The sequence below is a fragment of the Microbacterium sp. PF5 genome (assembly GCF_004794315.1).
GTDB classification, from domain to species: Bacteria; Actinomycetota; Actinomycetes; order Actinomycetales; family Microbacteriaceae; genus Microbacterium; species Microbacterium sufflavum.
This window is the reverse complement of record NZ_SSDQ01000157.1, coordinates 1-7,294: the sequence shown is the minus strand read 5'-3', so window position 1 is coordinate 7,294 and position 7,294 is coordinate 1. Positions and strand designations below refer to the sequence as shown.

At 70.7% G+C, this 7,294-nt stretch carries 7 protein-coding genes; 6 read left to right on the top strand and 1 reads right to left on the bottom strand.

Features of this window, described 5'->3' with window-relative positions; genetic code table 11:
* The 5 genes from DW297_RS15535 to ndk all read left to right on the top strand — a co-directional run.
* On the top strand, positions 1–288 hold a 288-nt coding region (locus DW297_RS15535), incomplete at its 5' end, for an ABC transporter ATP-binding protein (protein ID WP_240744652.1).
* A gap of 252 nt (positions 289–540) precedes the next feature.
* On the top strand, positions 541–3,930 hold the full coding sequence (gene ileS / locus DW297_RS15530) for an isoleucine--tRNA ligase (RefSeq protein ID WP_136034039.1): 3,390 nt from the start codon (positions 541–543) through the stop codon (positions 3,928–3,930).
* Complete coding sequence (locus tag DW297_RS15525) at positions 3,927–5,279, top strand: bifunctional folylpolyglutamate synthase/dihydrofolate synthase (protein ID WP_136034037.1); 1,353 nt, start codon at positions 3,927–3,929, stop codon at positions 5,277–5,279. Before ileS ends, DW297_RS15525 begins: the two co-directional genes overlap by 4 nt.
* Positions 5,276–5,698, top strand: a complete 423-nt coding sequence (locus DW297_RS15520) for a DUF4233 domain-containing protein (protein ID WP_240744651.1) — start codon at positions 5,276–5,278, stop codon at positions 5,696–5,698. The genes DW297_RS15525 and DW297_RS15520 overlap by 4 nt, the downstream gene beginning before the upstream one ends.
* A gap of 1 nt (position 5,699) precedes the next feature.
* Positions 5,700–6,116, top strand: coding sequence for a nucleoside-diphosphate kinase (gene ndk / locus DW297_RS15515; protein WP_136034032.1), 417 nt, complete (start codon positions 5,700–5,702; stop codon positions 6,114–6,116).
* 63 nt (positions 6,117–6,179) lie between these two features.
* On the opposite strand, the gene DW297_RS15510 is transcribed toward ndk, so the two are convergent.
* Complete coding sequence (locus tag DW297_RS15510; protein ID WP_136034030.1) at positions 6,180–6,797, bottom strand: vitamin K epoxide reductase family protein; 618 nt, start codon at positions 6,795–6,797, stop codon at positions 6,180–6,182.
* 280 nt (positions 6,798–7,077) lie between these two features.
* Here DW297_RS15510 and DW297_RS19015 point away from each other — a divergent pair.
* A partial coding sequence (locus tag DW297_RS19015) for a hypothetical protein (RefSeq protein ID WP_205812787.1) occupies positions 7,078–7,294 on the top strand: 217 nt, incomplete at its 3' end.

Here is a 7,294-nt window from a genome sequence, read left to right as displayed (position 1 = left end):
CTCGCCGCCGACCCCGAGGTGCTGGTGCTCGACGAGCCGGTGTCCGCGCTCGACCCCTCGGTGCGCGAGCGCGTGCTGCGGCTGCTGGCGCGGCTGCAGCGGGAGCGACGGCTGACGATGGTCCTGGTCTCGCACGACCTCGACGTGGTGGGCGCCATCGCCGACGAGGTGCTGGTCATGCAGGACGGGCGCATCGTCGAGCAGGGCACGACGGCCGAGGTGTTCGCCGCGCCGCGACACCCGTTCACGCGCGAGCTCCTGGCCGCGGCCGGTACCGCGCGCCCCTGACCCGATGCCGTGGTCCCGGGGTGCCGCATCCGCGTACACTGGGAGCACGAGCATCGATCCGGCCATCACCGGGGAGCTCTCGGAAGAACGGTCCCGGCCCCGCGCCGTGGCTCAGTAGAACCGAGCGGGGCAGGCCCGTCACAGCCGCAGTGAGAGTGGTCGCGTCGCACGGCGCGGCACGCGAGGTGGTACCGCGGTCCGCGAGGGTCGTCCTCGCAGCAGCATCCGCCACGACGACCACTGCGAGACACGATGACCTACCCGCGCTCCTCCTTCGGACCCGCCGCCGACCAGGCCGCCACTGTGGCGCCGAGCCCCCGCTTCCCGCAGATCGAGGAGGAGGTGCTCGACTTCTGGAAGACCGACGACACCTTCCGCACCTCCATCGCGCAGCGCGAGGGCGCCCCCGAGTGGGTGTTCTACGACGGCCCTCCCTTCGCCAACGGGCTGCCCCACTACGGCCACCTCCTGACCGGCTACGCGAAGGACGTGTTCCCGCGCTTCCAGACCATGATCGGCAAGAAGGTCGACCGCGTCTTCGGATGGGACACGCACGGTCTTCCCGCCGAGCTCGAGGCGATGAAGCAGCTCGGCATCACGGAGAAGCGCGAGATCGAGGAGATGGGCATCGACGTCTTCAACGAGAAGGCGCGCTCGTCCGTCCTGAAGTACACGCACGAGTGGCAGGACTACGTCACCCGCCAGGCGCGCTGGGTCGACTTCGAGCGCGGCTACAAGACGCTCGACCTCGGCTACATGGAGAGCGTGCTGTGGGCCTTCAAGACCCTGTACGACAAGGGACTCGCCTACGAGGGCTATCGCGTGCTGCCGTACTGCTGGCGCGACGAGACCCCGCTCTCCGCGCACGAGCTGCGCATGGACGACGACGTGTACCAGATGCGCCAGGACCCGTCGGTGACCGTGACCTTCCCGCTCACCGGCGCCAAGGCCGAGGCGCTCGGGCTCACCGGCGTGCGCGCGCTCGCCTGGACGACCACCCCGTGGACGCTGCCGACCAACCTCGCGCTCGCCGTGGGGCCCGACATCGAGTACGTCGTGCTCCCCGCGGGGCCTGCGGGCGCGGCGGACGTGCATCAGGGGCGCGGCGCGCCCTCGGCCGACCTGGTCGCCGTCGAATCGTCGGCGCACCGCTACCTGCTCGCGAAGGACCTGCTGGGCGGCTATGCCAAGGACCTCGGCTACGAGAGCGCGGAGGAGGCGGCGGCCGCGGTCGACGCGACGCTGCGCGGCGCGGAGCTGGCCGACATCACGTACGACCGGCTGTTCGACTACTACGCCGACGAGGAGACCTACGGCACCCAGCACGCCTGGCGCATCCTCGTCGACGACTACGTCACCACGACCGACGGCACCGGCATCGTCCACCAGGCGCCCGCCTACGGTGAGGACGACCAGCGCGTGGCGGGGGCCGCGGGCATCCCGACGATCCTGTCGCTCGACGACGGCGGCCGCTTCCTGCCGAACGTGACCGATGTCGCGGGCGAGCTGTGGATGGACGCCAACAGCCCGCTCGTGCGGATCATCCGCGACAACGGGCGTCTGGTGCGCCTGCAGAGCTACGAGCACTCGTACCCGCACTGCTGGCGGTGCCGGAACCCCCTGATCTACAAGGCCGTGTCGAGCTGGTTCGTCCGCGTCACCGACATCAAGGACGACATGCTCGCGAACAACGAGCAGATCACCTGGGTGCCGGAGAACGTCAAGCACGGACAGTTCGGCAAGTGGCTCGAGGGCGCGCGCGACTGGTCCATCAGCCGCAACCGCTACTGGGGCTCGCCGATCCCGATCTGGAAGAGCGACGACCCCGAGTACCCGCGCGTCGACGCGTACGGGTCGCTGGAGGAGCTGGAGCGCGACTTCGGCACGCTGCCGCGCAACCCGGAGGGCGAGGTCGACCTGCACCGGCCGTACATCGACCACCTGACGCGCCCGAACCCCGACGACCCGACGGGCAAGAGCACGATGCGCCGCATCGAGGACGTGTTCGACGTGTGGTTCGACTCCGGCTCGATGCCGTACGCACAGGTGCACTACCCGTTCGAGAACCAGGAGTGGTTCGACTCGCACTCCCCGGCGGACTTCATCGTGGAGTACATCGGCCAGACCCGTGGCTGGTTCTACGTCATGCACGTGCTGTCGACCGCGCTGTTCGACCGCCCGGCGTTCACGGGCGTCAGCTGCCACGGCATCGTGCTCGGCAGCGACGGCTACAAGATGTCGAAGTCGCTGCGCAACTACCCCGACGTGTCCGAGGTGCTCGACCGCGACGGCTCCGACGCCATGCGCTGGTTCCTCATGTCGAGCGCCGTGCTGCGCGGCGGCAACCTGATCGTCACCGAGGAGGGCATCCGCTCCGGCGTGCGGGAGTTCCTGCTGCCGCTGTGGAACTCGTGGTACTTCTTCGCCACCTACGCCAACGCGTCGGGCGACGGCGGGTACGAGGCGTCGTGGTCCACCTCCTCCACCGACGTGCTCGACCGCTACATCCTGGCGCGCCTGGGCGATCTGGTGCGCGAGGTGCGGGCCGACCTGGAAGGCCTCGACTCGACCACCGCGTCGGCCCGCCTGCGCGACTTCGCCGAGGTCCTGACCAACTGGTACATCCGCCGGTCGCGCGACCGGTTCTGGGTGGGCGTCACCGACGACCCGCAGAGCCGCGAGGCGTTCGACACGCTCTACACCGTGCTGGAGACGCTGTGCCGCGTGGCCGCCCCGCTCGTGCCGCTGGTCAGCGAGCGCGTGTGGCAGGGCCTCACCGGCGGCCGCAGCGTGCACCTGCAGGACTGGCCGGACGCCGGGCAGTTCCCGGCGGCCGACGAGATCCGCGACGCGATGGACGCCGTGCGCGAGCTGTCGAGCGTGGGCAACGCGCTGCGCAAGAAGGAGAAGCTGCGCGTGCGGCTGCCGCTCGCGCGCCTCACCGTCGTGTCGCCGCTGGCGGGCGACCTCGGGCAGTTCGAGGACATCCTCCGCGAGGAGCTGAACGTGAAGTCCGTCGAGCTCGTGTCCCTCACGGAGGACGCCGCGGCGGAGTACGGCATCAGCCACCGGCTGAGCGTGAACGCGCGGGCGGCCGGTCCGCGACTGGGCAAGGACGTGCAGAAGGCGATCCAGGCAGCGCGCTCGGGCGACTGGTCGGAGAGCGACGGCGTCGTCACCGCCGGCGGCATCGCGCTGGAGCCGGCGGAGTACGAGCTCGTGCTGGAGACGACGGGCCGGCCCGAGGGCGAGGCCCTGGCGATCGTGCCGTCGGGCGGCTTCGTGCTGCTCGACACCCGCACCACGCCGGAGCTGGAGGCCGAGGGGCTCGCGCGCGACGCGATCCGCGTGGTGCAGGAGGCGCGCAAGAACGCGGGGCTCGACGTGAGCGACCGCATCGTGCTGGCGCTGAATGCGGCGCCCGCGGAGGCTCCGGCGCTGGAGGCGCACGCCGAGCTGATCGCCGCGGAGACCCTCGCCGTCGCGTTCGCGGTGCAGTCCACGGACGAGCTCGACCGTCTCGTCGACGAGGTCACGAGCCCCGGCGACGGCGTGCACCGCAGTGGGGCGAAGGCCCTCGGGGCGGGCAAGGCGCCCCTGATCGTCACGATCGACACGAACCTGGAGAGGGTGGGCGCATGAGCGCGAGGGACAGGGCGGACGCCGTCTACGAGACGCTGCTGAGCCGCGCGGGGGAGCGGTGGGTGCAGCCGCGCAAGGAGCGCACGGCCCGCGTGCTCCAGTACCTGGACGACCCGCAGCGCACGTACCGCGTGATCCACATCACCGGGACGAACGGCAAGACCTCGACCGCACGGATGATCGAGAGCCTGCTGCGCGCGCACGACCTGCGCACGGGCCTGTTCACGAGCCCGCACCTGGAGCGCTTCACGGAGCGCATCATGATCGACGGCGAGCCGATCGCCGATGAGGCCGTGGCCGACGCCTGGGACGAGATCGAGCCGTTCGTCGCGATCGTCGACGCCGAGCTGGAGGCCGAAGGCGAGGAACCCCTCACGTTCTTCGAGCTGCTGACGGTGCTGGCCTTCGTCGCGGTCGCCGACGCCCCGGTCGACGTGCTGGTGCTCGAGGTGGGCATGGGCGGCGAGTGGGATTCCACGAACACGGCCGACGGCGACGTGGCGGTGTTCGCGCCGATCGACATCGACCACGCCGACCGCCTGGGCGACACGATCGCGAAGATCGCGGAGGTCAAGGCCGGCATCATCAAGGAGGGCGCAGCGGTCGTCTCGGCGCAGCAGCCCGCGGAGGCCGCCGAGGTGCTGCGTCGCGTGGCCGCCGAACGGCACGCGACCATCGCGTTCGAGGGCGAGGACTTCGGTCTCGCAGAGCAGAAGCTCGCGGTCGGCGGGCAGCTGCTCACGATCCGCGGCCTGGCCGGGCAGTACGCCGAGGAGTACCTGCCGCTGTACGGTGCGCACCAGGGGCACAACGCCGCCCTCGCGGTCGCGGCGGTGGAGTCGTTGATCGGCGGTGCCTCGCAGGCCATCGCGGGCGGCATCATCTCGGACGGCCTGCAGGGGAGCACCTCGCCGGGGCGGCTGCAGCTGCTCGGCATCGCGCCGACGGTGATCGTCGACGGCGCGCACAACCCGCACGGCGCCGCCGCGCTCGCCCAGGCCCTCGACGACAGCTTCGACTTCGACGAGTGGGGTCTGGTGCTGGGGATCCTGGCCGACAAGGACGCGGCGGGCATCGTGGCGACTCTCGCGCCGGCCGCGGCGCACGTGTTCGCGACCGCGCCCGAGTCGGATCGTGCGAGCGACGCCGACATGATCGCCGACCTCGTCGAGCAGTCGGGCCGCCGGGCGACCGTCCACCCGTCTCTGGCCGACGCCGCCGATGCGGCGCGCGAGTGGGCGGCCGCCTCCGACCGCCGCGCGGTGATCATCGCCGGATCGGTCGTGCTCGCGGGGGAGGCCATCGCGCTCTCGGAGGACGAGGACTGGAAGGCGGGGTGGCGCGCATGAGTGCCGGCGCCGCGTCCTCCCGCCCCGCGCGCCGGCCCCGTCCGCCGCGCACACTGGTGCAGAAGCTCGCCCCGATCGTGCTCGGCTTCGAGGCGATCGTGGTGTTCCTCGTGGGTCTGACGCTGTTCGGCCTCAAGGCGCTGCCGGCGGGCATCGAGCAGTGGTGGGGCATCGTCGGCGGTGCCGTGCTGGCCCTCGCGTGCATCGTGATCGCGGGACTCATCACGAAGCCGGGGGCGATCGCCGCCGGCTGGATCGTGCAGATCATCGTGGCCCTGGCGGCGATCGCCGTGCCGGCGGTGCTGCTCGTCGTGCTGATTTTCGGCGGCATGTGGGCGTATGCGACCATCATGGGGGCTCGGCTCGACGCACGACGTCCCGCTCAGCCCTCGACCGAGACTCAGACAGAGAGTGAATGACATGGCCACCGAAGAAACCCTCGTCCTCGTCAAGCCCGACGGCGTCGCCCGCGGCCTCACCGGCGCGATCCTCGCCCGCATCGAGGCGAAGGGCTACGCGCTCGTCGACATCCGCCTGGTCGAGCCCGACCGCGACCTGCTCGCGCAGCACTACGCCGAGCACGAGGGCAAGCCGTTTTACGAGCCGCTGCTGGAGTTCATGATGTCGGGGCCCTCCGTCGCGATCCGGCTCGCGGGCAACAGGGTCATCGAGGGGTTCCGCTCGCTCGCCGGCACCACCGACCCGACGACCGCCGCGCCCGGCACGATCCGCGGCGACTTCGGGCGCGACTGGGGCCTGAAGGTGCAGCAGAATCTGGTGCACGGTTCGGACAGCCCGGAGTCGGCCGCCCGGGAGCTGGGCATCTGGTTCGACTGACGACCACACGACGAAGCCCGTCCGCCGAAAAGGCGGACGGGCTTCGTCGTGCGTGCGGCCGGCTCAGAAGACCATGCCGATGACCTCGCCCAGCAGGTCGAGCCCGCGCAGCTGCGCGAGCAGGATCACCACGGCGTAGGCCAGGACGGTCGCGAGCGGCACCCACGCCATGAGGCGGTTCGCGCGGGCCTGGGTCTTCTCGTTGCTCGTGAAGCTCCCGTTGCGGGTGAGGTGGAGCATGGTCGCGAAGAACGTGGGGATCGTGACAGACCAGGTGAGCATGCACCAGGGGCAGAGCACGCCGAGGTTGGGGGCGTACAGGCTCTGCCAGATCAGCCAGCAGACGAGCCCAAAGGCGAAGGTGATTCCGGCGCCGAACGTGAGCCAGAACCAGCGGGGGAAGCGGGCGCCGGCGAGCAGGGCGACGCCCATGAACAGCGGCGCCATCCAGCCGGCGATGCCGATGATCGGGTTCGGGAAGCCGAACACCTCGCCCTGCCACGAGCCGAGGTTCTTCCCGCACTGGATCATGACGCTCACGTTGCAGCTGAGGTCGGCGTCGGGGTTGGCGAGCTGGATGAACTTGTCCATCGTGAGCTGGAAGGCGGCGAACCACCCGATGACGGCCGCGACGATCAACCAGACGGCGTAGACGACGGGGCGGGTGCGCTGCTCGCTCATGTTCAGGATTATCTCAGCGAGTGCTATGGATGGGGCGAGAACGGCCCCGGGGAAAACGCGCCATCATCACCGATGCCGCGAACGGGGCCATGTGGTGCGATAATGACCTGTGATGCGATGAACGGCGCCGCCGCGACACGCATCGACGCAGACTTCGGGGCCCATGCCCCACGCGACCAGAGCCCAGAGCCGGTCGCACGCCGATTGAGTTCGCGGAACCCGCGGGTACCGCATGAGATTTCACGGAGCACCCGGTGCCCGTGCAGGGAGTACGCCAGAGATGGCCGATGAGAACAATGACCACAACCCCTCCGCTCTCGATCTCCCGGCTGGTGCCGCGGATCCGGTGACGGAGCCCACGGCTCCCGCGACCGACGACTCGCTCGTCGCGCCGCTCGCCGAGGACGACACGGCGGACATCGCCGCCGACGTCGCCGCAGACGAGCTCGCCGCCGACAACGCCGCCGCGGAAGACGCGGCCGCCGCCGCCGACGATG